General features: G+C 73.4%; 3 protein-coding genes. All 3 read right to left on the minus strand.

Annotation, left to right across the window (positions count from 1 at the left end):
• On the minus strand, positions 1-664 hold a 664-nt coding region (locus RIF68_RS32230), incomplete at its 3' end, for a cytochrome P450 (RefSeq protein ID WP_309054808.1).
• 159 nt (positions 665-823) lie between these two features.
• Positions 824-1,651, minus strand: a complete 828-nt coding sequence (locus RIF68_RS32235; RefSeq protein WP_309054809.1) for a lysozyme — start codon at positions 1,649-1,651, stop codon at positions 824-826.
• A gap of 79 nt (positions 1,652-1,730) precedes the next feature.
• Positions 1,731-2,363, minus strand: a complete 633-nt coding sequence (locus RIF68_RS32240) for a CBS domain-containing protein (protein ID WP_309054810.1) — start codon at positions 2,361-2,363, stop codon at positions 1,731-1,733.
• Between the last annotated feature and the right edge of the window lie 803 nt (positions 2,364-3,166).

Genomic DNA, 3,166 nt, shown 5'->3' on the forward strand with positions numbered 1-3,166 from the left:
CGTCGCTCATCCGCACGCCGTCGACCTCGGCGGCGCAGAGCGTGGAGAGCAGGTCGTCGCCGAGGCGGTCGCGCCGCTCCCGGATGATCGGCAGCATGTACTCGGCGAACTCCGCCCGGGTCCGCTCCCCGGCCGCGGCCACCTCCGGGTCGCCGGACAGGTTGCCGAGGAAGGCGATGACGGCCGTGTACCAGTGGTGGAACCGCTCGTGGTCGGCCTTGTCCAGGCCGAGCATGTCGGCGATCACGTTGACCGGGAAACGCGTGGCGTAGTCGCTGACCAGGTCGGCGGAGCCGGTGTGCCGGAAGGCGTCGATCAGCTCGCGGGAGTTGCGCTCGATGACGGGCAGGAACTTGTCCTGGAGGTCGGAGCCGCGGAAGGCCGGCGCGACCAGGGCCCGGCGCACGGCGTGCTCCCGGCCGCTGAGCTGGAGGATGGTCCTGCCGTGCACCGGTTCGAGCTGCCAGTCGTAGTTCTCGGTGGTGAACTGGCCGGCCTTGTCCTTGAAGACGCGCTCGACGTCCTCGTAGCGGGAGACGATGTAGCTCTGCGTGGCCTCGTGCCACAGGAGGGGCGCGCTCTCCCGCATCACGCGGTAGGTGGGGTACGGGTCTGCGGCGAACTCGGGCGAGAGGATGTCGGGTACCTGCTGAGCCGTGGACATGGGGCTCCCTGAGGGCGGTGACGGGCGTACGCCCCAAGGTTATTGATCATCCCCCGGACACGACAGAGGGTCTTGGACAACTGTTCGGTAAGAAGCGCGCGTTGGCCGAAAAAAGTCGTCCGGCACCGGCTGCCTCGGTCCGGTGGCGGACGCCCGTGGTCATCCCCTGGCGAAGGCGGTCAGCTGCTCCGGGGTTCCGTTGAACCGGTCGTGGTCACCGACGATCGGCCCGGTCGAGGTGTACTGCCACATGGTGTACCGGGACCAGCCGGCCGGGAGGGTCCCGGGCGTGGCGGCGTACCGGGCGATCCACAGCGGATTGCTGGAGCCGAACCCGACGGCGTCGCCGGTGCACTGCTTCCACCAGCTGGTGGAGGTGTAGATCACCGCGTCCCGGCCGGTCCGGGCCCGGTACCGGTCGACGAAGTCACGGATCCAGGCCACCATCTGCCCGGGCGTCCTGCCGTAGCAGGAGGAACCGTACGGGTTCCACTCGATGTCCAGCACGCCCGGCAGCGTCCGGCCGCCCGCCGCCCAGGCCCCGCCGTGGTCGACGAACCAGTCCGCCTGCGCGGCGCCGCTGGAGGTGTCCGGCGTCCCGAAGTGGTAGGCGCCGCGGACCATGCCGACGTCGTACGAGCCGTTGTACTGCTGCCCGTACTTGGGGTTGACGTAGGACGTGCCCTCGGTGGCCTTCACATAGGCCCACCTGACCCCGCTGTCCCACAGGGACCGCCAGGCGACGTCCCCCTGGTGGCTGGAGACGTCCACGCCCTCCGTCTGGGCGGCGCGGGTGCCGGCGGGGCTCGCCTCCACGCCCTCGTGGGCCAGCACTCCCATGCCCATGAAGGCGGAGCCGCGGACCGGGGTGTCATCGGCCGCCGACGGTACGGCGGCCGGCGGGAACAAAATCGACAGTGCGGCGAGCAGGCTGCCCGACGCGAGCAGGCGGAAGCGGCCGTCCGCCACGGCTATGGGTCTGCGCATGCCTCCCATCGGACCGTCCGCGCCGCCCGGCCGCATCCCGCGCGCGTCCGGACGGCTGTCCCGGGAGACCCGGCGGGTGTCAGCGCGTCACTTCGGCGTCCACGTCGCCGGCCGCCCTGAACTCCACGGCGACCACCCCGTCCACGTGCCCGCACAGCTCCTCCAGCGCGGAGGCCGGCACGTGCTCGGGGAGGTGCCCGGTGAGCACGACGTGTCCGTGCGTCACGTCCACCTGGAGGGCCGAGGGCGCCAGTCCGAGCGTCTGCACCAGGGCCTCCTCGATGATCTCGGTGCGGATCTCCCGGTCCTCACGAAGGAAGACCCGCAGCAGGTCACTGCGGCTGACCACGCCGATCAGCCGCTCCTGCGCGTCCACCACCAGCAGGCGTTTGATGCCGTGACGGGCCATCACCCGGGCGGCGTCCACGACGCTCCAGTCCTTCCGTGCGCAGACCGCCGGCGAGGTCATCAGCCCCGCCGCGTCCGTGGCCGACGCCTTGGCGCTGCCGGGCGGCGCGGCGTCGCCGCCCCAGATCTTCTGCAGGAGGTCCGCCTCCGACACCACCCCCACGGGACGGTCGTCCGCGTCCACGACGGGCACGGCGGTGATGTCGTACTCCTGCAGCAGGTGGGCGATCTCCTTGAACGGCGTGCCGCGCTGGACGCGGACGACGGCGTCGCTCATGAGGTCGCACACCCTCTGATGGTTCATTCGAGAATTCCCTCTCCGTTGCCGGCCCCCTGCGGCGGCCTCCGGCCTTCCGGAGGGGAGAACGTCCGGCGGCGCCCCGGGGTGCCCCGTGTCACGCGGAAGGGCCATTCGGCCCCCGGGCGGGCGGACGGGCGTACGGCGGGCAGGCCGGGCGGGGGACCGGTCCGGCTCCACGACCCGCGCGCTCCGCGCGGACAGCGGCCGGTACGGGCCGGGCGGATCGGCCGTCTCGTTCCCGGCGCCGGGAGCGCCAGGCGGGCTCGGTGACGGCCGGCGCACCGGAGCAGCGGCCGCCGCGGACCGCCTTCCGGGGCACGCCGCCGGCGCGGTCCGCCGGCGGGGCGAGCAGCCGCGCGGCACGGGCCCGCGGTCCGCTTCCCCCGCCCGTTCCCGTACGGCCGCCGCGGCGACGTCCTCACCGGCGTCCGTCCCGCCGTCGGGCAGTGCCCGGACCGCTGGTCGGCCGGCGGGCCGGTGACGATGGCGCCGGTCCCGGTGCGGCGTGTACGACGGGCTGCTCCCGATCGGCGCGGACGCGGGGAGCGGGGGCGGGGTCGCGCAGGACGACGGAACGCGGGACCGTCCGCGTCACGGCGCTCCACGCGCCGCCGGCCGACCGGCCGGCGCACCGGCGCACCGGCCTCCTCCTTCTCCTCTCCTCGTGGAGGGGAGGGGAGGGGAGGGGAGGGCGGGCCCGCAGGTACTCCGAGGCGAGGGTGCCTACCGGGGCCCGGACGAGGTACCCGGTGAGCCCGCTCGCACAAGAGGTGGTCGTATGCCGGTGAACGTGAACCCGCTCGACG

The organism is Streptomyces sp. (assembly GCF_031178505.1).
Classification (GTDB): Bacteria; Actinomycetota; Actinomycetes; order Streptomycetales; family Streptomycetaceae; genus Streptomyces; species Streptomyces gulbargensis.